The sequence below is a fragment of the Streptomyces sp. NPDC088733 genome (assembly GCF_044751185.1).
In the GTDB taxonomy this organism is placed as follows: Bacteria; Actinomycetota; Actinomycetes; order Streptomycetales; family Streptomycetaceae; genus Actinacidiphila.
Genome location: NZ_JBIVLH010000001.1, coordinates 585,664 through 606,220, shown reverse-complemented (window position 1 = coordinate 606,220; position 20,557 = coordinate 585,664). Strand labels below are relative to the sequence as shown.

The window sequence follows — 20,557 nt, the reverse complement described above, 5'->3', positions numbered from 1 at the left end:
GTGCCGCCCGGGTCAGTCGCGCTGCGCGCCGGCCGGGAGCGAACGCAGCTTCAGCGTGCCGGCAGCGGACGTGCTGCTGGTGCCGAAGGCGTAGTTGAGCATCTTGGTGGCGTCGGTGAAGCGGTTGTCACCGCTGGAGCTGTGGAGCAGCACACCGACGACCGTGCGGCCGTTGCGCGTGGCGGCGAAGATCAGGCAGGGGCCGGCCGAGGTGCCGGTGCCGGTCTTCACGCCCACGGCGCCGTTGTACGAGCCGAGGAGCTTGTTGGTGTTGTACCAGGTGTAGGTGCGGCCGTTGGTGGCCTTCTGCACCGACTTGGCGGACTTCACGACATCGCGGAAGTTGACGTACGACATGGCCTTGCGGGCCAGGACCGCCGCGTCGCGCGGGGTCGTGTAGTTGCTGCCGGCCGAGGATATGCCGTCGAACGAGTCGTACTTGGTGTTCTTCATCTTCAGCGCGGCGGCCGTGCTGTTCATCTTCTTGATGAACGACGCGGTGCGGGCCGAGACGGTGGTGCCGGTGCCGTAGGTGTCGGCGAGCGCCATGGCGGCGTCGCAGCCCGAGGGCAGCATCAGTGCGTAGAGCAGCTGCTTGACGGTGACCGTGTCGCCCGTCTTCAGGTCGGCGGTGCTGGCGCCGTTGCGGACGACGTAGTCCCGGTACGCCTGCTTGATCGTGATCTTCTTGTTCAGGTCCAGCTTCGGGGTGCCGAGGACGACGGCGGCCGTCATCACCTTGGTGGTACTGGCCATCTGCCGCTTGGTGTCGGCGGCCTTGCTCCACAGCGTCTTGTTGGCCGTGCTGTCGAGCAGGAAGGCGCCCGTGGCGGTCACCGAGGGGGCCTTGACCGTGGCCGCCTGGGCGGGAGCCGCCACCGGGGCCGCCACGACGAGGGCACTGGAGGCCAGGAGCGCGGCGCCGAGCCGGTGCGTCCTCGTGATGCCGAGTCTCAAAGAAGCTCCATGGGTCGATGGGAGGGGATCGGGCAGCACATCCTGACACCCGACCGACGAACACCCGTACGGGGAGCGGGGATTGTGACCGGACGCGGACAAAACGCGGACGGCCCGCCCGGAACGGTGGTTTCCGTTCCGGGCGGGCCGTCACAAGGCGCGTTCCTCCGGGCGCGGTCGGCCCGAGGGGACTACTTCGTGCGGTAGGCGTTGAAGATCGCCTCGTCGAGCGTGTTGCCCTTCTTGTCGGTCACCTGGGCCCTGAGCGAGACGCCCGTGCCGGCCCTGGGGTTCTTCAGCGTCACCTTGCCGCTCTTGACGGTGAGCGGCTTCCAGTGGGCGCCGCCGTCGGTGGACCAGTACACCTTCAGCGACTTGAGGTTGGTGCCCGCGGCCGCGCCCTGGACCGTGACCGGGACGGTCCTGGTGGCGCCGGCCGTGGAGCTGCTCGTCGCGCTCAGCGCCGGGGTGAAGCGGACCACGGAGACGGGGAGCCCGGCCTCGGCGCGCTGGGAGGTGAACGTCCAGGTCGTGGTGATCCGGGTGCTGACGGTGGCGGGCTTGCTGCGGTTCACCGTGGTGGAGAGCCGGTAGGCGGCCTTGCCGGCCGGGACGGTGAAGGAGACGCCGTCGTCGAGCATGCCGGCGACGGTGCCGATCCTCGTCCCGTTCCGGTAGAGGGTCGTGCTGGCCTTGTCGTAGAGGGAGCCGCCGTCGTGGCCGGATCCGTCGTCGAAGGTGCCCACGTAGCCGAAGATCTCGTCCCCCGAGCGGAAGAGCCCCGACATGGAGTCGAGCTTCGGGCCGAAGACGCCGACGTTCCAGGTGCGGTTGTAGCTCCGGCCCTTGGTGAAGAACTGCTCGTCGGCGAACCAGGCCGCGTCGGGGTTGCCCGTGGTGTCGAGCTGCAGGAACCGCTGGGCCCAGGCGACGCCCGCGGCGTTGATCCAGACGCTCCTGGTGTACGGCAGCCTGACGGCGACGCCGCTCGTCATGAGGAAGGCGTCGTTGACCGTCGGTTCGGTGAACAGCAGGCCGAGCTTGTTCGCCGCCGGGGCGCCGGCCGTGGTGGCGATCCTCGCCAGGTCGCCGCTCGCCACGGTCCGGGTGTAGCCCGTGAAGAAGGACTTGCTGCGCCCGTAGGCCACGTTGAAGACGTTCGCGCCGTGCTCGAAGGTGCCCTTCACCGCCGCCTGGAACTGCGATGAGGTGAGCTCGGGACCGACGTGCGCGGTACGGAAGTCGGTCAGGGTACCGGCGTCGTAGCTCAGCCCGCTGCCGTCGGTGCCGTTGGACAGGACGTAGCCGACGGACAGATCCGCCTGGCGGGCCGCGCTGTCCGGCAGCTTGAAGACGAAGGGCTTCGCGGTGCGCGCGTCGAAGGTCAGCGCGGTGTCGCCGGTGATCTTCACCAGCGGCCGGGTCAGCCAGTCGACGCTCTGCGGCGTCTTGCCGTCGGCCTTCATCTTCATGATCAGGCTGTCCACGCTGTAGGTGCCCTTGGGCACCCGCACCGTGGTGGTGCCGGCGGTCAGTTCCCAGGGGGCGCCGAGGCCGTCCAGGCCGGTGACGATCGTGTCGAAGGCCGGGGCCGCGTGGCCGGTGCGGTCCAGGTTCGTGATCGTGAGGTTGTACGACTCGCTCTCGCGGATCACGGCCGCGGCGGTGCGGACGTTCTGGCCGCCGCCGGTGGCCACCACGTAGGCGCTGTAGGCGCCGTCGACGGTTCCGCCGAGGGTGGAGTCGACGGTCACGGTCGCCTCGGCGGTGCCGCCCGCGGGCACGGTCACCTGCTGCTTGTCGAGGCGGAAGAAGCCCGCGGGGGCGGCGCCCCCGCGCGGTCCCTGGCCGGTGAGCGACAGGTCGAGCGTGATGTCCTGCTGACCGGAGTTCCGGTAGGTGACGGTCCTCGTCGTCGTGGGGTCGTCGTTGTGCGGCCACAGCGCCGTGCCGAAGTTCAGCGACGCCGGTTCGGCGACGACCGTCTGCCCGATCGCGCGGGCCACGTCGATCCGGCCGGAACCCTGCTGGAAGGGGGTGTAGCCGCCGTCCTCCGCGGAGCCGACGAGAACGGCCTTGATCTGCTGGCCCGTCCAGTCCGGGTGCTCCTGGGCGAGGATCGCCGCGGCGCCCGTGACGTGCGGGGTCGCCATGGAGGTGCCGGAGATGGTCAGGTAGCCGTCCGCGGGGTGCGGGACCTCCGGGTCGGTGTCGATGGCGCTGCCCTTGGCCGCGGCCGCCGTGATGTCCACGCCGGGGGCGGTGACATCGGGCTTGATCGCGCCGTCGCCCACCCGCGGGCCGCGCGAGGAGAAGTCGGCGAGCCGGTCGGTCTTGTCGACGGCCCCGACGGTCAGCGCGGCGTCGGCGCTGCCGGGCGAGCCGACGGTGGAGGCCTTGTCGCCCTCGTTGCCCGCGGCGATGACGAACAGCGGGGCCCCGGCGCCGGCGGACAGCCTGTTGACGGCCGCCTCGATCGGGTCGACGCCCGGGGTGTCGGTGCCGCCGAGGCTCAGGTTGACGATCCTGGCGCCCTGCGCGGTGGCCCACTCCAGGCCCTTGATGATGCCGGCGTCGTCCCCGAAGCCTTCGTCGTCCAGCACCTTGCCGCTGATGATCTGCGCGCCCGGGGCGACGCCCTTGTACTTCCCGCCCGACTTCGCGCCGGTGCCGGCCGCGATGGAGGCGACGTGGGTGCCGTGGCCGACGTGGTCGACGGTGTCGGCGGACTCCGAGAAGTTGGCGGTCTTCACCACCTTGGTGCCCGTGGGCAGGTCCGGGTGGCGGGTGTCGACGCCGGTGTCCAGTACGGCGATCCTGATGCCGGTGCCGTCGTAGCCGGCCTTCCAGGCGGTCGGCGCGCCGATCTGCGGCACGCTCTTGTCGAGCGCGGCCCGCTGGATCGCGTTCAGCCAGACCGTGCCCAGGCCGGACTCCGCGGTGGCGTACGGAGAATCGTTTCTGTTGTTGGTCAGCGCTGCCCAGACGTCGGCCGCGTCCTTCTCCGGGGCGGTGACGGACTCGCCGTTGAGCCGCGTGAAGGTGTGCGTCACCTTCGTGCCCTCGGCCGCGTGCAGTTCGGACCTGGCGTCCGCCGCGCCGCCCCGGTACGTGACGATCAGCCCGAGGCCGTGCCGCTGGGCCGCCCTGCGGTACTCCGCGCGGCTGAGGGTGGTCACGTCGAAGAGCCGGCGGTCGACCCGGCCCTGTGCGACGAGCTGCGCCGCGTCCTGCGGGACGACGTAGACATGGCCGTTCTGACGGCGCGTCTGGACGGGTATGCCCTCGCGCCCCTTCGCGCGCTTCAGGGCGACGGGCGCGCCCTTGGCGTTCACGGCGACCTGGTCACCCGTGATCAGGGTGATCCACTCCTGCCCGCCGCCCTGCCGGGCGGCGACCGCGCCGGCCGGTGTCTGTATCTCCGGCGTTCCCGGCGATCCCGGCGTTCCCGCCGCGGTGGCCGGCAGCGCCACGCCCGCGGTCAGCACCGCGACGACCCCCGCTGCGAGCGCCGACGCGCGCGCCTTGCTCCAGTGTGCGTGCAACTTCTCCCCTGGTGTCCGAGTCATGACACGCGGGAGCCCTCATTCCCGGACGCGCGCACGCGATGTTCCCCCCGCGGCGATCCCCCGGCGAGGCCCCCCGCCTCGCGTTGCAGTATCCACCCCGCGCACCTGAGGTCTCCAGAGCCCCGCAGGCAACCGTCGCGATGGATTCCGGCCAAGTGTCCTCCGTGCGTCCGTACAAGCTCCATGCGGGGTGAGTTGAAGCGCTTCGACACTTCTCTGGACAGGAAAGCGGGCACTGGATACGGTCATTCGTCGAAGCGCTTCACCATCGAGGTGGCGCACCGCGCATGCCGCCCGTCCACCCGAGGGAGTCGCCGGATGGTCACGCTCGCCGAGGTCGCCCGGCACGCCGGGGTCTCCGCCAGCACCGTGTCGTACGTCCTGAGCGGCAAGCGGTCCATCTCCGAGGCCACGCGGCACAGGGTCGAGCGCAGCATCCAGGAACTCGGCTACCACCCCCACGCCGGTGCCCGCGCACTGGCCAGCAGCCGGTCCAACATCATCGCCCTGATGGTGCCGTTGCGTACAGACATGTACGTGCCCGTCATGATGGAGATCGCCATCGCCGTCGCCACCACCGCGCGGCAGCACGGCCACGACGTGCTGCTGCTCACCGGCGAGGAGGGGCCGACCGCGGTGCGCCGGGTCGCCGCGAGCGGGCTGGCCGACGCGATGATCCTCATGGACGTCGAACTCCACGACGAACGCATCCCGTTGCTCCGCGAGGGCGGCCGGCCCGCCGTCCTCATCGGCCTGCCCGCCGAACCCGCGGGACTGACCTGCGTCGACCTCGACTTCGAGGCCACCGGAGCGCTCTGCGTCGACCACCTCGCCGGTCTGGGCCACCGCGACGTCGCCGTCGTCGGCGAGGCCGCCGCGGTCTACCAGCGGCACACCGGCTTCGCCGAACGCACCCTCCAGGGCCTGCGCTCCCGCGCCGCCGCACATGGCATGCGGCTCATCCACCGCCCCTGCGAGGGGAGTTGGGAGTCGACGGCGGGCACGCTCGCCCGCATCTTCGAGGAACGGCCCGACACCACCGCCCTTGTCGTCCAGAACGAGGCCGCCATCGGCCCCCTCCTGTCGCGCCTGCGCCAGCAGGGCCGCGCCGTCCCCGAGGACGTCTCCGTCGTCGCGATCAGCCCCGACCAGGTCGCCGTCCAGTCGGCACCCCGGCTGACCTCGGTGTCCATCCCGGCGGAGGAGATGGGCCGCCGCGCCGTCGAACTCGTCATGGCCAAACTCGGCGGCACCCCGACCGCCGCCCCCTCGGCCGGGGTGCACCTCATCGAGCCCCGCCTGACGGTCCGCGACAGCAGCGGGCCGGTGCCGGCCCGGTAGGGACCGGGTGATTCGAAGCCCCTGTCCGGCGGGCCTGCGCGCGGAAGTCTGTCGGCATGGACAAAACCGGCACGGTTGAGGGGGCCGCGCGGTGTGTCCGGCACGGTGATTCCATGCTGTCGCAGGGCATACGAAGGGAGGCCGTCATGGTGCATACCGCAGCATGCTCGTTGTATGTCCGCCACGACGCGCATCACCGTCACCCTGCCCACCGAGCAGGTGGCCGAGCTGAGGAAGCTCACCGACAACGTCTCCGGCTACGTGGCCGAGGCGGTGTCCCGCCGGATACGGCATCAGCTCCTCGGTGACGACCTGCGGCGGCACCAGGAGGAGAGCGGCGCTTTCACGGACGGGGAACTGGCCGAGGCGCGTGCCCGGATCCTTGGCGACGCCGCACCGGCGGGACACACGGACGCCGCGTGAGCGACCGCTTCGAGACCGTTGTTCTGGACGCACAGGGGCTGTCGGCCTGGATCGCGCAGGACCGGAAGGTACTCGCGATGCTGCAGGTGTTCCACGGGATGGGGGCCGATCTCGTGGTCGGCGCCAACACGATCGTGGAGGTCGGCCACGCGCGCGTGGACCTGCCGCGGTTGAACGGGGCCCTGTCACGGGTCAAGGTCGAGCCGGTGACCGAGTCCTCGGCCAGCGCGGCGGCAGGTCTGCTCAAGGCGGCGGGACTGCACGGGCACACGTACGCGATCGACGCCACCGTGGCCGAGACGGCCCTGCGCCGGCCGGGGCCGGTGGCGATACTGACCTCCGACGTCGACGACATGGCCAGGCTGTGCGGTGACCGGGTGCGGCTGGTCGCCGTGTAGGGCACCGTTGCGCCGGCTCCGCATCGGCACCGGTCATTGCGGCGGTCTGTCGTACACCCAGTACTGCGCGAGGACGCCGATCACGGCGTCGGCCCGGGCCGCAAGTGCCTCGTCGGCGTCGCCGAGGAGCCGGAGCGAGACGACCGAGCCGCCGGCAGCCTGGGCCAGGCACAGGTCCACGCGCCGCCTACCGACGAGCGGACAGCGGAACCCGTGGTGGACAGGCCGTACTCGACCGCCTGCCAGTCGCTGTCGTCGAAGGCGTGGCCGGCGAGGCCGGAGACGACCTCGCAGAGCGGCCGGAGGTTCTCCGTGTACACCCAGCCGCCCGCGAGGACGTGGTCCTGCGGCACTGTCACAAGGCAGCTCCCGCCGGGCACGTCACGCCCGTGCCGCCGATGCCGCAGTAGCCCGCGGGGTTCTGGGCGAGGTACTGCTGGTGGCGGGCCTCGGCGGGGTAGAAGGGGCCCGCGGGGGCGATCCCGGTGGTGACGGGGCCGTGGCCGGCGGCGGCCAGCGCGGATGCGTAGAGCGCGCGGGAGGCGAGGGCGGTGGCGTGCTGCGCGGGGGAGTGGGTGCGCAGGGCGGAGCGGTACTGGGTGCCGTGGTCGTGGCCCTGGCGGTAGCCCTGGGTGGGGTCGTGGGCCTCCCAGAAGACGCGCAGCAGCCGGTCGTAGGGCAGGGCGGCGGGGTCGAAGACCACCCGCACCGTCTCCGCGTGGCCGGTGAGGCCGCTGCACACCTCCTCGTGGACGGGGTGCGCGGTGTGGCCGCCCTGGTAGCCGACGAGGGTCGTCCACACACCGTCCAGGCGCCAGAAGGTGCGTTCGGCGCCCCAGAAGCAGCCGAGGGCGAGGTCGGCGACCTCCAGGCCCGCGGGACAAGGGCCCGCGAGCGGGGTGCCGAGCAGCAGGTGCCGTGCGGGCAGCACGTGCGGCGGCGAGGCGCGGCCGGGCAGGGCCTCCTCGGCGGAGGGCAGGCGCAGGCCGTGGTGGGGGAACGGGGCGGTCGTCAACGGGCCGGTCCCGGCGCGGAGTTGCGCTGGAGTCCGGCGATGGCCTGGGCGCGGTAGAGGGCGTACGCGGCGGCGGGGTCGTCGGCGTACGACCAGGGGGCCGCGCCCGCGAAGCCGTCGACGTGGTGGAACTGCTCGACGGCCTCGGGGTAGCGCTCGGCCCGCACCAGGAAGGAGATCAGCAGGTGCCGCACCAGGGGCACCACGGGGTCGTTGGGGGAGGCGTGCTCGGTGGCGTACAGGGCGCCGCCGACGGCCCGGGAGATGACCTCGCTCTGGTAGAAGCTGCTGGTCAGGACGAGTTCCGGCAGGTGCGCGAAGACCTGGAAGAGCGGCAGTGCGGGCAGCAGGCTGCCCTCGGGCCCCGAGGCGGCGGCGCGCTCGGCGAAGTCGCGGGCGGCGTCCTCGGGCAGCCGGGACAGGGCGGCGAGGTGCGCGCCCATGTGGTGCGGGGCGCGGGCGGTGATCTTCTCCCAGGCGGTCGTGAAGTCGCCGTCCGCGGCGAGGTCGACGATGTACGGGACCGGGTCGCGCGGCGCCAGCAGCGCGGCCTCCGAGGCGACCGTGCGGGCCTCCTCCAGGATCATCGGCACGTCGGGCGAGCCCGTCGCGGCGCGCCGCGCCCGCTGCACCAGGAACGCGGCCTGGACTGCCGCGCCGCCCGGGTCCTCCGGCTCCTCCACCCGCCAGGTGCGCAGCCAGGTCCCGCCCTTGCCGGGGGCGCGCGCCAGTTCCACTGCGGCGGCACCGGCCAGCGTCTGGACCCGCTGCCAGCGGGCCTCGCCCTCCACCGGGGTGCCCTTGAGCAGGGCGGCCACCGCGCGCCAGTCCTGGGTGCGCTGGGTCGCGGTGAGGGCCTGGGTGAGTTCGGGGTCGGGTCCCGGCAGCCGGATGTCGATCATGTCCTGCGACACGAACCCGTACAGGCCGGGGTCGGCCGCGGCCCTGGCCCACTCGGCGCGGCCGCGCTGCAGGCGGGGCCACATCACGACGGCGGCGATCAGGAGCACTCCGTACAGCACCCAGAGGAATTCCATGGTGAGCAAGCGTACGCGCGCCCGGCGGGCACGCCCCCGTCCCGTCGGCGGCACTACGCTCGGCGCTATGAGCGAGCAGCAGCACCAGAACTTCGAGACCCTGGCGATCCACGCGGGTCAGGCGGCCGATGCCCGGACCGGGGCCGTGGTGACGCCGATCTACCAGGTCTCCACGTACAAGCAGGACGGTGTCGGCGGTCTGCGCGGCGGTTACGAGTACAGCCGCAGCGCCAACCCCACCCGCACGGCGCTGGAGGAGAACCTCGCGGCGCTGGAGGGCGGCCGGCGGGGTCTGGCCTTCGCGTCGGGGCTGGCGGCCGAGGACTGCCTGCTGCGTACGGTCCTGAAGCCCGGCGACCACGTCGTCATCCCGAACGACGCCTACGGCGGCACCTTCCGGCTCTTCGCGAAGGTCGTGGAGCGCTGGGGCGTGCAGTGGTCGGTCGCCGACACCTCGGACCCGGCGGCGGTGCGGGCCGAGATCCGCCCCAACACCCGGGTCATCTGGGTCGAGACGCCCAGCAACCCGCTGCTCGGCATCACCGACATCGCCGTGCTGGCGGACATCGCGCGCGGCGCGGACGCCCGGCTCGTGGTCGACAACACCTTCGCCAGCCCCTACCTCCAGCAGCCGCTGGCGCTCGGCGCGGACGTGGTCGTGCACTCCACGACCAAGTACATGGGCGGCCACTCCGATGTGGTCGGCGGCGCGCTGATCGCGGCCGAGGCGGGCCTCGGCGAGGAACTGGCCTACCACCAGAACGCGATGGGCGCGGTCGCCGGCCCCTTCGACGCCTGGCTGGTCATGCGCGGCATCAAGACCCTCGCGGTGCGCATGGACCGGCACAGCGACAACGCGGAGAAGGTCGCGGACCTGCTGTCCACCCACCCGAAGGTCACCCAGGTCTTCTACCCGGGCCTGGCCGAGCACGCGGGGCACAACGTCGCCGCGAAGCAGATGAAGCGCTTCGGCGGGATGGTCTCCTTCCGGGTCGCCGGCGGCGAGGAGGCGGCGGTCGAGGTCTGCAACCGGGCCCGGCTGTTCACCCTCGGCGAGTCGCTGGGCGGCGTCGAGTCGCTGATCGAGCACCCGGGGCGGATGACGCACGCCTCGGCGGCCGGTTCCGCGCTGGAGGTGCCGGCCGACCTGGTGCGCCTGTCGGTGGGCATCGAGTCCGTCGACGACCTGCTGGAGGACCTGCGGCACGCCCTCGGCTGACGGGCACGGCGGGCGCCGGAAATCCCGCGGCGCCCGCTACCAGTACACCAGGGGTGTCGTCCGGAGCGGCTGCGGCTCCGGCCACCACAGGGCGGCCGCCACCAGGGCGGCGGTCAGGGCGGCCAGCAGCAGCACCCACAGGACGAGACGCAGGACGCGGCGGCGCGCGATCAGGCGCCTGCCGCGTTCGGCGGCCGAGAGGGCGAGACCCGCGGGCACGACGGGGTGCGGTCCGTCGAGCAGCCGGCGGACCTGGTCCTCCTTGCGGCTCCACGTCACGAGGCGGCCTCCCGGACCCGGGGCGCGGGCTCGGCGGCCGGCCGCGGGCCGTGCAGGGCGGTCGTGGCCCGCAGGCACACCGCGCGCACCCGGTCGACCGGCATGCCGAGCTGGGCGGCGGTCTGCTCCTCGGCGATCCCCTCGTACAGCCGCAGGACGACCACCAGCCGCTCGTGGACGGTCAGCGGCACGAGCAGTCCGCCGCGCGGCCGCCGCCACCGGGGGCGGAGCGCGAAGCGGCGGACGATCTCGCCCCGGGTGTGGACGTACGGGTCCTCGCCGCGGAGCCGGAACCAGTCGGCGTACGTCCGCGACAGGGCGGCGCACAGCAGCTCGGCGGCCTCCTCGCGGTCGCCGGTGAGCAGGGTGGCGGCATGCAGCAGACGCCCTGCCGCGCCCGCCGCGAACGCCGCGAACTCGGCGTCGCGCAGGCGTTCCGCTGCCGCCCGGCGCTCTCCCACAGCGCCATGGGACGGCAGACGGCGACCTCAGGTCAAGAGCTCTGCTCGTCCCCGGATGTCATGGCCGTGTGATAGTCCGCCAACGCGGAGTTGAAGCGGCCGAGGAGGTCGGTGAAGATCTCCCGCTCCTGCTCGGTCCAGTCCTCGGTGACGACCGACATGAGCTCACGGCGCGAGGTGCGCACCTCTTCGAGGCGCGTGCGCCCCCGGGGGGAGAGCGCGAGGACCACCGCGCGCCCGTCCTCGGGGTGCGAGGTGCGCTTGACCAGACCGCTGTCGACGAGCGGCGCGACCTGCCGGGTGACGGTCGAGGAGTCGATGCCCATGCCCTCGGCGAGCGCCTTGACGCCCATCGGCCCCTCGTTGTCCAGCCGGTTGAGCAGCAGGTATGCGGCCCGGTCCATGGAGTTGCGGGCCTTGCCGACGCCACCCAGACGGGTCTGCTCCGCGCGCCGGGCGAAGAGTGCCACCTGGTGCTGGAGCCGCTCCAGGAGGTCGGTCGTTGTCTCCGAGGGAATGGGCATGGCCGGAAGCTCGCGTTCTGTCGGTCCTGCGAAGGTTGGGAGAAGAGTACGCGGAGAGCGACACCCCGGGACCCTGCCGGGGAAAACTGTTCGGTCCCGGCTCCCCCTGCGCCCGGCTGCAAGACTGGGGTTCATGGAAAGCCCGGCAAGTCCAGTACGTCCCGTCCGCCGTCCGGCGGGCCCGCCCCCTTCGCACCCGGTCACGATCGACGACGTCCGCGGTGCGCACAAGATGCTCTCGGGGGTCGCGCGGACGACTCCGATGGAGGGCAGCCGCTACCTCTCCGGGCTGGTGTCCGCGCCCGTGCACCTCAAGTGCGAGAACCTCCAGCGCACCGGTTCCTTCAAGGTGCGCGGCGCCTATGTGCGGATCGCGGGTCTGCGGCCGGAGGAGCGGGCCGCCGGGGTCGTCGCGGCGAGCGCGGGCAACCACGCGCAGGGCGTGGCGCTGGCCGCCTCGCTGCTGGGGGTGCGTTCGACCGTCTTCATGCCCGTCGGGGCCCCGCTGCCGAAGATCGCGGCGACCCGGGAGTACGGCGCCGAGGTGCGGATGCGCGGGCAGGTGGTGGACGAGACGCTGCACGCCGCCCGCGTGTACGCGGAGGAGACCGGTGCCGTCTTCATCCATCCCTTCGACCACCCCGACATCATCGCGGGCCAGGGCACCGTGGGGCTGGAGATCCTGGAGCAGTGTCCCGAGGTGCGCACGATCGTGGTGGGCGTCGGCGGCGGCGGGCTCGCCGCGGGTGTGGCGCTGGCGGTGAAGTCGGTGCGCTCCGACGTCCGTGTCATCGGGGTGCAGGCGGAGGGCGCGGCGGCCTACCCGCCGTCGCTGCGGGCCGGCCGGCCCGTGGTGCTGGACACGGTGGCCACCATGGCGGACGGCATCAAGGTGGGCAGTCCCGGGGACGTCCCGTTCGGCATCATCCGGGATCTGCTGGACGACGTGCACACGGTCAGCGAGGACGAGTTGTCCAGGGCGCTGCTGCTGTGCCTGGAGCGGGCCAAGCAGGTCGTCGAGCCGGCGGGGGCGAGCCCGGTGGCGGCGCTGCTGGCCCGGCCGGAGGCGTTCGAGGGGCCGGTGGTGGCCGTGCTGTCCGGCGGCAATGTGGACCCGCTGCTGATGGAGCGTATTCTTCGGCACGGTATGTCCGCGGCGGGCCGTTATCTGTCGTTCCGGCTGCGGCTGACGGACCGGCCGGGCGCCCTGGCGGCGCTGCTGGGCATCCTGTCGGCGAGCGACGCCAATGTGCTGGACATCGCGCACGTGCGTACCGACGCCCGGCTCGGGCTGACCGAGGCCGAGGTGGAGCTGCGGGTGGAGACGCGCGGGCCGGAGCACCGCGAGGCGGTGGTCTCCGCGCTGCGGGACTCGGGGTACGCGCTGCTCTGACCCCCTGCGTGCTCGGCTGCGGGCCCGATTGTCAGTGGCGTGCGGCAGGCTGGACGAGGGTGTTGCGGACGCGGTGGGACACGGGAGAGGGAGCCGCGGAAAAACCGGTTGACGCGATATATCGCGTCTGGGATGCTCGCGATGTATCGGCGTGTGCCGCCGCTCCGGCCGCGCGCCCGTACATCCCCACATCTCACATCTCACGCCCTGAAGGGGAGACAACGCATGCCAGGCGCCATCCACGCCGAAGGTCTGGTGAAGACCTTCGGCGACGTAAGGGCACTGGACGGAGTGGACCTCGACGTCCCCGAAGGCACCGTCCTGGGTCTGCTCGGCCCGAACGGAGCCGGGAAGACCACAGCCGTCCGCGTCCTGACCACCTTGCTGCAGCCGGACAGCGGCAAGGCCGTCGTCGCCGGTGTCGACGTGCTCAAGCACCCCAACGAGGTGCGCCGGCAGATCGGTCTGTCCGGTCAGTTCGCCGCCGTCGACGAGTACCTGACCGGCCGCGAGAACCTGCAGATGGTGGGGCGGCTCTACCAGATGTCCGCGCGCGACGCGAAGGCGCGCGCCACCGAACTGCTGGAGCGCTTCAACCTCGCCGAGGCCGCCGACCGCACGGCCAAGACGTACTCCGGCGGCATGCGCCGCCGCCTCGACCTGGCGGCGGCGCTGGTCGTCCGGCCGCCGGTGATGTTCATGGACGAGCCGACGACCGGGCTCGACCCGCGCAACCGGCTCGCCCTGTGGGAGGTCATCCAGGACCTCGTGGCCGGCGGCACCACCCTGCTGCTCACCACGCAGTACCTGGAGGAGGCCGACCACCTCGCCCACGACATCTGCGTGATCGACCACGGCAAGGTCATCGCGCGCGGCACCTCCGACGAGCTCAAGGCGCGCACCGGCGGCGAGCGCGTCGAGGTCGTGGTGCACGACCGCGAGCACCTGTCCGCGGCCACCGAGGTTCTCCAGGGCTTCGGCAAGGGCGACACCTCGCTCGACAACCACACCCGCCGGATCACCGTGCCGGTCACCGGCGGCGCGAAGCTGCTCGCGGAGGTCATCCGCGAACTCGACACCCGCGGCATCGAGATCGACGACATCGGTCTGCGCCGCCCGACGCTCGACGATGTCTTCATGTCGCTCACCGGCCACGCCGCCGAGGAGAAGGAAGAGGAGTCCCAGTGACCACGGCGACCGACGCGGTAGCCACCGCCAAGCCGCGCCCGACCACCAACCCGTTCGTGCAGTCCGTCCGGGACTCGCTGGTGGTCGCCCAGCGCAACCTGATCCGCATGATGCGGATCCCCGAGGTCGTCATCTTCGGCCTCGTCCAGCCGATCATGTTCGTGGTGCTGTTCAGCTACGTCTTCGGCGGCTCCATGAACGTCGGCGGCTCCACGAGCCCGACCGTCTACCGCGAGTTCCTGATGGCGGGCATCTTCGCCCAGACCGTCACCTTCGCGACCGCCGGCGCGGGCGCGGGCATCGCCGACGACATGCACAAGGGCCTCATCGACCGCTTCCGGTCGCTGCCGATGGCCCGCGGCGCGGTGCTCACCGGCCGCACCCTGGCGGACCTGGTGCAGACGGCGCTGACCGTCGTCGTGCTGGCGATCGTCGCGGTACTCGTCGGCTGGCGCATTCACGAGGGCCTGGCCAAGGCGGTCGCGGCGTTCGCGCTGCTCCTCCTGCTCGGCTACGCCTTCTCCTGGATCGGCGCCCTGATCGGCCTGTCGGTGCGCACCCCGGAGGCGGCCACCTCCGGCGGCCTGATCTGGCTGTTCCCGCTGACGTTCATCTCGAACGCCTTCGTGGACTCCAACCTGATGACCCCGTGGCTGCGCCACATCGCCGAGTGGAACCCCTTCAGCGCCACCGTGCTCGCCTGCCGGGAGCTGTTCGGCAACCTGCCGCCCAACTACCGGGAGGCGGACGCCTGGCCCATGCAGCACCCGGTGCTCGCCTCGGTGATCTGGTCGGTCGTGATCATCGTGGTCTTCCGGACCCTGGCCGTGCGCAAGTACCGCTCCGCCACGGCGTGAACGTGCGGACACCGAAGGAGCCCCCGGCCTTCGCGGCCGGGGGCTCCGTCATGTCCGTGGGCGGGGATGCCGGGGTGCCGGCGCCCGCGTCGGTCAGCCGCTGTACGGCCTCGCCTCGATGATCTTCACCGAGGCCTTCTTGCCGTTGGGGAGCTCGTAGCTCGCGTCCTCGCCGACCTTCTTGCCGTTCACACCCGAGCCGAGCGGCGACTGCGGCGAGTAGGTCTCCAGGTCCGACGACACGTACTCGCGCGAGCCGAGCAGGAAGGTCAGCGTGTCGTCCGGGTCGCCGTCGAAGGCGATGGTGACGACCATGCCGGGCGCGACCACACCGTTGTCCGCCGGGGCCTCACCCACCTTGGCGTGCTGCAGCAGCTGCGTCAGCTGGCGGATCCGGAGCTCCAGCTTGCCCTGGTCCTCACGCGCCGCGTGGTAGCCGGCGTTCTCCTTGAGATCGCCTTCCTGGCGGGCTTCCTCGATCTTGGCGACGATCTCGGCGCGCGCCGGACCAGACAGATGCTCCAGCTCGGCCTTGAGCTGGTCGTACGCCTCCTGGGTCAGCCAGGTGACGTTCTCACTGGTCTGGGTCACAGGTGCTCCTCGTCGGTACTCGCTTGCTTACAAATGAACGCCCTACCCAGAAAGATGCGTCTTCGCGGGAGGGCGAAACCACGAGCCTAACAATTCCCCCCGACAATCGGCGAGAGGAAAAGCATCAAAAGGGCATCAGCGCAGGTCAGGCGGGTGTCGATGGAACCGGCCCGATCAGTGTGTCGGCTGGCAGCCGATCAGCTCCGCGGAAGTCCCGCGACTGGTGGTGCGAATGGTGGCCACGGTGTCGATGCGATCGCTGTGCTGATTCAGCCGGACGTCGCGGCGGCCCACCTCGGAGTGGTCCTCGGCGACCGAGCGCAGCGTGCAGACCGCTTCGGTGTCCGTGTTCTTGCGCACTTCCAGATGGACCTGGACCTCGTGGTCGGAGACCACCTGGAACGTGATCACCTGGCCGCTCACCTCGGTGCCGGCGATCTTGTCCCAGCCGATCCACACGAGCAGGACCAGCGTCAACGCGCCCAGTACGGCCCCGATGACCTTGAGTCTGCGGTCGGTGCGGGCGTCCGCGTCCGCACTCCGGCCGTACCGGCCCTCGGGCAGTTGCGACGTCGCCGCGCTCATCGATCAGTCCTCCCGGGGGCCGGGAGTCCGGCCCTGGAATTAAACAGCCCCTTGCTTCGGTCACTATAGAAGTCGCTACTCCGACCCTTGACTGAGGATCCAACCTTGACCGATCAGCTGCGACTGATGGCCGTGCACGCCCACCCCGACGACGAGTCGAGCAAGGGCGCGGCCACGATGGCCAAGTACGTCTCCGAGGGCGTCGACGTCCTGGTCGCCACCTGCACGGGAGGCGAGCGCGGTTCCGTACTCAATCCCAAGCTCCAGGGCGACTCGTACATCGAGGAGCACATCCACGAGGTCCGTGCCAAGGAGATGGACGAGGCCCGCGAGATCCTGGGCGTCAAGCAGTCCTGGCTCGGCTACGTCGACTCCGGCCTCCCCGAGGGCGACCCGCTGCCGCCGCTGCCCGAGGGCTGCTTCGCCCTGCAGGACGTGGACGAGGCCGCCGGGACGCTGGTGAAGCTCATCCGCGAGTTCCGTCCGCACGTGATCACCACGTACGACGAGAACGGCGGGTACCCGCACCCCGACCACATCATGACCCACAAGATCTCGATGATCGCCTTCGAGGCCGCCGGCGACCCGGAGCGCTACCCCGAGGCCGGCGAGCCCTGGACGCCGCTGAAGCTCTACTACAACCAGGGCTTCAACCGGCAGCGCACGGTCGCCCTGCACGAGGCCCTGCTCTCCCGCGGCCTGGAGTCCCCGTACGGCGAGTGGCTGGAGCGGTGGAAGACCTTCGACCGGCCCGAGCGCTCCATCACCACCCACGTGCCGTGCGCCGAGTTCTTCGAGATCCGGGACAAGGCGCTGCTCGCGCACGCCACCCAGATCGACCCCGACGGCGCCTGGTTCCAGGTGCCGATGGAGATCCAGAAGGAGGTCTGGCCGAACGAGGACTACGAGCTCGCGAAGTCCCGCGTGGACACCACCCTCCCCGAGGACGACCTCTTCGCGGGCATCCGGGAGAATTGAGCGCGTGAACGCGACATTCGGCACGGCCGCAGCCCAGCTCGTTCCTCTCGCCGTCAAGGACCTCGACGAGAACAAGGTGACGCCCGGACTCCTGGGCTTCGTCATCTTCGCCCTCATCGGCCTCGCCCTGTGGTGGCTGATGAAGAACATGAACAAGCAGATGCACAAGATCAGTTTTGTCGAGGAGCCCGACCCCGCCGCCGAGGCGGAGCCGGCCCCCGGCAAGGGCGCCGGCCGCGCCGGCTGATCCAGCCGCACCGCGCCGCGGGACCCCGGGCGGAGCCCGCCCGGGGTCGCGGCATGCCCTGAGACGCCCCGCGGCGCTCGGCCCGGGGTCCGCGGTGCGGCAGGATCAGCCCGCCCGGTCCGCCGGCGGCGGCGTCATCGCCATGCGCGCCCCGCGCGACGGCACCATGCCCAGCCGCCAGGCCTCCCACGGGGTGCCGGGTTCGACGCCGCGCTCCAGCAGCAGCGCGTACGCCTCCGCGTACTCCTCCAGGTCCAGGTCGCGTCCCTCGTAGGTGTCCCGCAGCAACGTGGACAGCCCCTCGCGCGCCTCGGCGGCGCCGTCCTCGGTCAGCAGCGGCAGCAGCGTGCACTGCAGGAAACGCGACCAGTCCGCGCCCCGGCGGTCGGGCAGCGCGGTGAAGAGGCGCTCGGCGTCGCGCAGCAGCTCCAGCGCCTCCGGGACGCGGCCGTTGCCCGCGTCTATCACGGCCAGTTCGACGCAGGACCAGGCCTCGCCGTGCGGTACGCCGATCCGGCGGAAGTCGGCGCGGGCGTCCTGGAGCAACTGGCGGGCGAAGCCGCTGTTGCGGAGGCTGCCGGTCAGGGCGGCCCGCTGGTCGCGGGTGACCCGCGCCGAGTGGTGCCGGGCGCAGGCCAGCCCGTAGACGTCCCGCATGCGGCTGAACATCGTGCGGGAACGCTCCAGGGCCCGCAGCGCCGGATCGAGCTCCCCGGCCTCCTCCAGCGCCTGGCCGAGGTAGTACAGCGACCACGCCTCACCCCGGGCGTCCTCGTTGGCCCGGTGGCGCACCAGGGCGTCGCCCAGGATGCGCTGCGCGGCGGGGGCGTCGCCGCGCAGGAGGCGGGCGCGGGCGAGCTGGGTGGCCGTCCAGGCGGTGCCGCGCGGATCACGGGTGGCCGCGTAGGCCTCGCCGGCGGCCCGGAGTTCGGCCTCGCCGCGGTCCGCGTCGCCGACCGCCAGCTGCCACTGCCCGAGTTGCAGATGGGCCCACGCCTGGCCGTGCACGCTCTCGCTCTCGCGGTGCAGGGCCAGCGACTCGGCCAGCAGCTCGCCGGCCTCCGCCAGCCGGCCCGCGTCGCGCAGCACCGCCGCCAGCGCGTGCTGCGTCCACGCCCGGTCGGCGCGCAGTTCCTCCGCCGCCTGGAGCTCCAGGGCCTCGCGGAGCCTGGCCTCCGCCTCGTGCAGGCTGCCCTGCTGCTGGAGCGTGATGCCGAGACTGCACAACGCGCGGGCGGCGCCCGCCGGGTGCTGCGCCTCGAAGTACAGGTCGACCACGGACGTCAGCGTGGAACGGGCCTTGTCGAGTTCGCCGAGCTGCCGGGCGGCGATCCCCGTGCGCCACTGCACGGAGCGCACCAGCACGTTCTGGTCGGCCTCGCGCTGGTGCCGCTGCGCCAGTTCGCTGATCTCGCCCAGCCGGTACAGGTCGCCGCGCAGCAGGCAGTAGTCGCACAGCGCGCCCAGCAGGTGCTGCACAACCCGCTGGTCGACGCCGTCGGCCTGCCGCAGCGCGGCGGTGATGAAACTGGACTCCTCGTCCAGCCAGCGCAGTGCGAGGTCCAGCGACGCGAAGCCCTGCGGCCCGAAACGGTCCGCCCGGGTGGAGGTACGGCCGTCCACCAGGCGGATCACGGAGTCCGCGAGTTCGGCGTAGCTGCGGATCAGCCGCTCCTGGGCGGCGGCCCGCTCGTCCGGGTCCTCCTCGTCGAGCAGGCGGGCGTGCGCGAAGCGGCGCACCAGATCGTGCAGCCGGTAGCGGCTGCCGCGGACGTGCTCGATCAGCCCGGCCGCGGCCAGTTCGCCCAGCCGCCGTGCCGCCTCCTGCTCGTCGGCCGCCAGCAGCGCCGCGGCCGCCGCCGCCCCGAGACTGGTGCGCCCGGCCAGCGCCAGGCGCCGCAGCAGCCTGCGGGCGGGTTCCGGCTGGTCCTGGTAGCGCAGGGACAGGGCCCGGTCGACCGGGTCGAGCGGCCCGTAGGCGCCGAGTTCCGCCGCGAGGGCCGCCGCGCCGCGCAGGGGCAGCGAACTGCCGGCGACGCGCAGCGCCAGCGGGAGCCCGCCGCACAACCGCCGGATCTCCTCCGCGCCGGCCCCGGCCGCCCCGGCGTCCCCGCCGAGCTCGGTCAGCAACTCCCGCGAGGCGCCCGCCGCCAGGGGCTCCACCGGCAGGTCGTGGACGCGCGCGGCCGGCACGTCCAGGGCCAGCGGCCCGGCCGCGGTCACCAGGACGAGGCTGTCGGAGCGTTCGGGGACCAGGGCCCTGACCTGAGCGGTGTCGGCCGCGTCGTCCAGGACGACGACGACCGGCACCCCCGTCAGCCGCTTCTGGTACTCGTCGGCCAGGCGCCGCAGATTCTGCTCCTGGGAGGTGCGCTCGCGGAAGAGCAACTGCTCGCGGGGCGCGCCCAGCCGGTTCAGCAGGTGCAGCAGCGCGTCACGGGTGGGCAGCGGCCGCTCGCCGGGGGCCGCGCCCCGCAGATCGACCACGCAGGCGCCGCGGAACTGGTCCTTGAGCTGCCGGGCGGCGCGCAGGGCCAGCGTGGTGCGCCCCGAGCCCGCCGGACCGTGCAGCACGACGACCACGGGCCCGCTGTCGGGGGAGACGCGCGCCTGGCGCACCCACTGGGCGATCAACCGCAGATGGTCCCGGCGACCGGCGAACGGCCCGTCGGTGGACGGGAGTTGCGCGAAGGACTGCTCCAGGACGCTGCGGCCGCGCGCGGCGGCGCTGCGGTCGGTGCGCCGTTGCGCGGGCAGGGCCGGACCCGGCGCGGGTGCCGGGGCGGGCGCGGTGAGCTGCCGCTCCAGGAACGGGCGGACGCCGCGCCGGTCCACCGCCTCCAGCCAGGCGCGGCGCAGTTCGCCGGGGCGCCCGCCGCCCGCACCGGAGCCGCCCGCCGAGCAGGCCGCCGTCGTGGCCGCCCCCGCCACCGCGACGACCGCGGCGGCGCCCAGGGCCGTACCGGCGCCGGTGCCCCAGCCGAGGTCGGCGACGCACGTGGCGACCGCGGCCACGGCGGTCACCAGGGCGGGGGTGCCGAACGCGGCGCGCCGCCCGGCGCGTTCGGCGTCCCGGGCCGCCGCGTAGGCGGTGTACTCGCCCGCGGCCTCGTCCGCGATCGTCTCCAGTGCCGCGCGCCCCCTGCGCAGCAGTTCGTCGCCGTCCTCGGGGTGCCTGCGCCGTCGTTCTCCCGCGACGGCCCGCTCCAGCAGCCGTAACACCTCCGCCCGGTCGGACGGGTGCAGTTCCGCAGTCCGCTTCGTCAACGCGGTCCCCCTCGGTCGCCGAGCCAGGCCCCAAGTGTCCTGCCGAACCCGCCGTATCGCGACACCATCGGTGCGGCCGGGGCTGCGGAAGCGCGGAGCGGGCCGGGCAGGCGCCGGCCACCGGCCCGTTCCGCGATTTCCTCCCCGCTTGTGCTGCTTCGTACCCCCGGTGCCCTGGCGCAAAGGTGACTTGGCACCTGCTGGACAGCGGCGGGGTGCTGACCCCCG

The 20,557-nt window shown here is 72.5% G+C and carries 20 protein-coding genes; 9 read left to right on the top strand and 11 right to left on the bottom strand.

Annotated elements, in window-relative coordinates:
• Positions 1-12: 12 nt before the first annotated feature.
• Together ACIP64_RS02740 and ACIP64_RS02735 are read right to left on the bottom strand one after the other, a co-directional pair.
• Positions 13-957: a D-alanyl-D-alanine carboxypeptidase family protein gene (locus tag ACIP64_RS02740; protein WP_401580889.1), complete on the bottom strand. Its 945-nt coding sequence runs from the start codon at positions 955-957 to the stop codon at positions 13-15.
• A gap of 191 nt (positions 958-1,148) precedes the next feature.
• The gene (locus tag ACIP64_RS02735; protein ID WP_401580887.1) at positions 1,149-4,526 is read right to left on the bottom strand and encodes a S8 family peptidase; all 3,378 of its coding nucleotides are present in this window, start codon (positions 4,524-4,526) and stop codon (positions 1,149-1,151) included.
• Between the two features lie 318 nt (positions 4,527-4,844).
• On the opposite strand from ACIP64_RS02735, the gene ACIP64_RS02730 reads away from it, so the two are divergent.
• The 3 genes from ACIP64_RS02730 (at position 4,845) to ACIP64_RS02720 (ending at position 6,688) form a co-directional block, all read left to right on the top strand.
• Complete coding sequence (locus tag ACIP64_RS02730) at positions 4,845-5,867, top strand: LacI family DNA-binding transcriptional regulator (protein ID WP_401580885.1); 1,023 nt, start codon at positions 4,845-4,847, stop codon at positions 5,865-5,867.
• A gap of 174 nt (positions 5,868-6,041) precedes the next feature.
• Entirely contained in the window at positions 6,042-6,290 is a 249-nt protein-coding gene (locus ACIP64_RS02725; RefSeq protein ID WP_401580884.1) for a hypothetical protein, read from the top strand.
• Entirely contained in the window at positions 6,287-6,688 is a 402-nt protein-coding gene (locus ACIP64_RS02720; RefSeq protein WP_401580882.1) for a DNA-binding protein, read from the top strand. The genes ACIP64_RS02725 and ACIP64_RS02720 overlap by 4 nt, the downstream gene beginning before the upstream one ends.
• 33 nt (positions 6,689-6,721) lie before the next feature.
• Here the strand turns inward: ACIP64_RS02720 and ACIP64_RS02715 are convergent, their stop codons facing one another.
• The 3 genes from ACIP64_RS02715 to ACIP64_RS02705 all read right to left on the bottom strand — a co-directional run bounded on the left by ACIP64_RS02715 (position 6,722) and on the right by ACIP64_RS02705 (position 8,740).
• Positions 6,722-6,868, bottom strand: a complete 147-nt coding sequence (locus tag ACIP64_RS02715) for a hypothetical protein (protein WP_401580881.1) — start codon at positions 6,866-6,868, stop codon at positions 6,722-6,724.
• 175 nt (positions 6,869-7,043) lie between these two features.
• Positions 7,044-7,703 carry a peptide-methionine (S)-S-oxide reductase MsrA gene (gene msrA / locus ACIP64_RS02710; RefSeq protein WP_401580879.1) on the bottom strand — a complete coding sequence of 220 codons (660 nt, stop codon included), beginning with the start codon at positions 7,701-7,703 and terminating at the stop codon, positions 7,044-7,046.
• Positions 7,700-8,740: a hypothetical protein gene (locus tag ACIP64_RS02705; protein ID WP_401580877.1), complete on the bottom strand. Its 1,041-nt coding sequence runs from the start codon at positions 8,738-8,740 to the stop codon at positions 7,700-7,702. The genes msrA and ACIP64_RS02705 overlap by 4 nt, the downstream gene beginning before the upstream one ends.
• Positions 8,741-8,807: 67 nt before the next feature.
• Here ACIP64_RS02705 and ACIP64_RS02700 point away from each other — a divergent pair, with 67 nt between their 5' ends.
• Entirely contained in the window at positions 8,808-9,959 is a 1,152-nt protein-coding gene (locus ACIP64_RS02700; protein ID WP_401580875.1) for a cystathionine gamma-synthase, read from the top strand.
• A 36-nt stretch (positions 9,960-9,995) separates the two neighbouring features.
• On the opposite strand, the gene ACIP64_RS02695 is transcribed toward ACIP64_RS02700, so the two are convergent.
• Genes ACIP64_RS02695 through ACIP64_RS02685 form a run of 3 tightly spaced genes read right to left on the bottom strand, consistent with a single transcriptional unit; the run spans position 9,996 to position 11,223 of the window.
• Positions 9,996-10,238 carry a hypothetical protein gene (locus ACIP64_RS02695; protein ID WP_401580874.1) on the bottom strand — a complete coding sequence of 81 codons (243 nt, stop codon included), beginning with the start codon at positions 10,236-10,238 and terminating at the stop codon, positions 9,996-9,998.
• Entirely contained in the window at positions 10,235-10,699 is a 465-nt protein-coding gene (locus ACIP64_RS02690; protein WP_401580873.1) for an RNA polymerase, read from the bottom strand. The genes ACIP64_RS02695 and ACIP64_RS02690 overlap by 4 nt, the downstream gene beginning before the upstream one ends.
• A 32-nt stretch (positions 10,700-10,731) precedes the next feature.
• Complete coding sequence (locus ACIP64_RS02685; protein ID WP_360901843.1) at positions 10,732-11,223, bottom strand: MarR family transcriptional regulator; 492 nt, start codon at positions 11,221-11,223, stop codon at positions 10,732-10,734.
• Between the two features lie 232 nt (positions 11,224-11,455).
• Here ACIP64_RS02685 and ilvA point away from each other — a divergent pair, with 232 nt between their 5' ends.
• The 3 genes from ilvA (at position 11,456) to ACIP64_RS02670 (ending at position 14,661) form a co-directional block, all read left to right on the top strand.
• Positions 11,456-12,616 (top strand): threonine ammonia-lyase, encoded by a 1,161-nt coding sequence (gene ilvA / locus ACIP64_RS02680; RefSeq protein WP_401581159.1) that lies wholly within the window; start codon positions 11,456-11,458, stop codon positions 12,614-12,616.
• 225 nt (positions 12,617-12,841) lie between these two features.
• Entirely contained in the window at positions 12,842-13,804 is a 963-nt protein-coding gene (locus ACIP64_RS02675) for an ATP-binding cassette domain-containing protein (protein ID WP_401580870.1), read from the top strand.
• On the top strand, positions 13,801-14,661 hold the full coding sequence (locus ACIP64_RS02670; RefSeq protein ID WP_401580868.1) for an ABC transporter permease: 861 nt from the start codon (positions 13,801-13,803) through the stop codon (positions 14,659-14,661). Before ACIP64_RS02675 ends, ACIP64_RS02670 begins: the two co-directional genes overlap by 4 nt.
• Positions 14,662-14,754: 93 nt before the next feature.
• On the opposite strand, the gene greA is transcribed toward ACIP64_RS02670, so the two are convergent.
• A complete protein-coding gene (gene greA, locus ACIP64_RS02665; protein ID WP_401580866.1) occupies positions 14,755-15,252 on the bottom strand; it encodes a transcription elongation factor GreA in 498 nt (165 codons plus the stop codon).
• 174 nt (positions 15,253-15,426) lie between these two features.
• Positions 15,427-15,837, bottom strand: a complete 411-nt coding sequence (locus tag ACIP64_RS02660; protein ID WP_401580865.1) for a DUF4307 domain-containing protein — start codon at positions 15,835-15,837, stop codon at positions 15,427-15,429.
• Positions 15,838-15,942: 105 nt separating this feature from the next.
• Between ACIP64_RS02660 and mca the strand changes: the two genes are divergently transcribed.
• Together mca and ACIP64_RS02650 are read left to right on the top strand one after the other, a co-directional pair.
• The gene (gene mca / locus ACIP64_RS02655; protein ID WP_401580864.1) at positions 15,943-16,815 is read left to right on the top strand and encodes a mycothiol conjugate amidase Mca; all 873 of its coding nucleotides are present in this window, start codon (positions 15,943-15,945) and stop codon (positions 16,813-16,815) included.
• Positions 16,816-16,819: 4 nt separating this feature from the next.
• On the top strand, positions 16,820-17,062 hold the full coding sequence (locus tag ACIP64_RS02650) for a hypothetical protein (protein WP_401580862.1): 243 nt from the start codon (positions 16,820-16,822) through the stop codon (positions 17,060-17,062).
• 105 nt (positions 17,063-17,167) lie between these two features.
• Here the strand turns inward: ACIP64_RS02650 and ACIP64_RS02645 are convergent, their stop codons facing one another.
• Positions 17,168-20,308 carry a tetratricopeptide repeat protein gene (locus ACIP64_RS02645; RefSeq protein ID WP_401581157.1) on the bottom strand — a complete coding sequence of 1,047 codons (3,141 nt, stop codon included), beginning with the start codon at positions 20,306-20,308 and terminating at the stop codon, positions 17,168-17,170.
• Positions 20,309-20,557: the final 249 nt, after the last annotated feature.

Excerpts from the sequence above, each read along its gene's own strand:
- ACIP64_RS02730 (WP_401580885.1), top strand. The coding sequence starts at position 4,845 with ATGGTCACGCTCGCCGAGGTCGCCCGGCACGCCGGGGTCTCCGCCAGC.
- ilvA (WP_401581159.1), top strand. The coding sequence starts at position 11,456 with ATGCTCTCGGGGGTCGCGCGGACGACTCCGATGGAGGGCAGCCGCTAC.
- ACIP64_RS02705 (WP_401580877.1), bottom strand. The coding sequence starts at position 8,740 with ATGGAATTCCTCTGGGTGCTGTACGGAGTGCTCCTGATCGCCGCCGTC.
- ACIP64_RS02675 (WP_401580870.1), top strand. The coding sequence starts at position 12,842 with ATGCCAGGCGCCATCCACGCCGAAGGTCTGGTGAAGACCTTCGGCGAC.
- ACIP64_RS02725 (WP_401580884.1), top strand. The coding sequence starts at position 6,042 with ATGTCCGCCACGACGCGCATCACCGTCACCCTGCCCACCGAGCAGGTG.
- ACIP64_RS02735 (WP_401580887.1), bottom strand. The coding sequence starts at position 4,526 with ATGACTCGGACACCAGGGGAGAAGTTGCACGCACACTGGAGCAAGGCG.
- ACIP64_RS02700 (WP_401580875.1), top strand. The coding sequence starts at position 8,808 with ATGAGCGAGCAGCAGCACCAGAACTTCGAGACCCTGGCGATCCACGCG.
- ACIP64_RS02685 (WP_360901843.1), bottom strand. The coding sequence starts at position 11,223 with ATGCCCATTCCCTCGGAGACAACGACCGACCTCCTGGAGCGGCTCCAG.
- ACIP64_RS02660 (WP_401580865.1), bottom strand. The coding sequence starts at position 15,837 with ATGAGCGCGGCGACGTCGCAACTGCCCGAGGGCCGGTACGGCCGGAGT.